This is a genomic window from Microcoleus sp. LEGE 07076 (assembly GCF_015207455.1).
Classification (GTDB): domain Bacteria; phylum Cyanobacteriota; class Cyanobacteriia; order Cyanobacteriales; family Microcoleaceae; genus Microcoleus.
The window spans coordinates 1-1,430 of sequence record NZ_JADEWV010000461.1 but is presented as its reverse complement, the minus strand read 5'-3'; the positions used below and the strand labels follow the sequence as shown (position 1 = coordinate 1,430).

The following is a 1,430-nucleotide window of genomic DNA, read 5'->3' as shown; positions in this document are numbered from 1 at the left end:
AGCGGTGTCCAACCCCCGCCAAAGCCAATAAATCTCCCAATTCCGTCGCATCCAAAGTGATTTTGGCAACAACAGTAACATCTGCAAACCGAACCCCAGAAATTCTGTTACCTTCCCATAGCACATCGCCAGCTATTTGTCCAGAAATCCACTGCAAGTTCGGCAAACACTTAACCCAATCAGCAAAAATTTCCGCACCAATGCGGGGATCGTAAGTAAAAAAACTGACCCAGCCCCAATCCAAACCTCCCGGCTGACGCTGTTCGAGTTCCCGGAGAAACGCACCCCACAAACCAGTTTGAAAAGCTGCTAATTCATTACCATCGGGAGCACAAACGCCAGCCGAAGTCAGCATTCCTCCCAGCCAAGGGAATTCGCTAACTAAAATAGTTTTGGCACCGCGGCGGGCTGCTTGCAGTGCCGCAGCCGTGCCGCCGGTGCCGCCGCCGACTACCAAAACATCTGCTTTTAATACCGAAGACATAGGCAATACCATTTGAGATTTTAGATGGCGAAAGGCTCAGTCATAATGTAAGGTGCAACTATCAGCACCGTACAGATTTTAAGATTACCTATTTATTTCTCCTCTTCCTCTGTGTCCTCTGCGCCCTCTGCGGTTAATAAAAAAAATTAGTTATTGTGAAAATCAGAGCGCATCTCAAATCAAAAAGAATCAGAAAATGGGAACCAAAAGATTAAAATAATAAATCCCACAATTTCCCCACTATTCACTACTAACCAAGCAATTAAAAATGGAAAAAGGTTTTATTTTGTGGTTTACCGGCCTGAGCGGTTCCGGCAAGACAACTATCAGCGAAGCTCTCGAACCAGAATTGAAGCGTCGAGGCTGCAAAGTAGAAATCTTGGATGGAGATGTCGTTCGCACCAACTTATCAAAAGGTTTGGGATTTAGCCAAGAAGACCGGGATACTAATATTCGGCGGATTGGATTTGTCGCTCACCTGCTGAGCCGCAATGGAGTTGTGGCAATGACCGCAGCTATTAGCCCCTACAGAGCAATTCGCGACGAAATTAGAGCAATGGAGCCAAATTTTGTTGAGGTGTACGTCAAAGCGCCGTTAGCAGTGTGCGAAGGTCGCGATGTCAAGGGGCTGTACGCTAAGGCGAGAGCTGGAGAAATTAAGGGTTTTACCGGAATTGACGATCCCTATGAAGAACCGCTCAATCCTGAGATAATTTGTTACACAGAGCGAGAAAGTGTAGAAGAGAGTGTTAAAAAAGTTCTGAGCAAGTTAGAACAGTTGGGTTACATTTAATGTTGGCGGGGTAGGAAGAGGATAGGGGCAAAAAGCGATGGTGGTGAAAAACTATTCACAACTCAATACTGTCAAAAATTTGATTTTCCAAAGTTTAACAGTGTCTGCGATCGCGGCTGTGGGTTCGTCTCCGGCGGCGGCTCAGTTTTTGCC

2 protein-coding genes are annotated in these 1,430 nt (G+C 46.2%); one reads left to right on the top strand and one right to left on the bottom strand.

Annotation, left to right across the window (positions count from 1 at the left end; translation table 11 throughout):
- Positions 1–484, bottom strand: a 484-nt coding sequence (locus IQ270_RS30250; protein ID WP_193976777.1) for an FAD-dependent oxidoreductase, incomplete at its 3' end; no start/stop codon positions are given.
- 268 nt (positions 485–752) lie between these two features.
- Between IQ270_RS30250 and cysC the strand changes: the two genes are divergently transcribed.
- Complete coding sequence (gene cysC / locus IQ270_RS30245) at positions 753–1,277, top strand: adenylyl-sulfate kinase (protein WP_193976776.1); 525 nt, start codon at positions 753–755, stop codon at positions 1,275–1,277.
- Positions 1,278–1,430 lie beyond the last annotated feature (153 nt).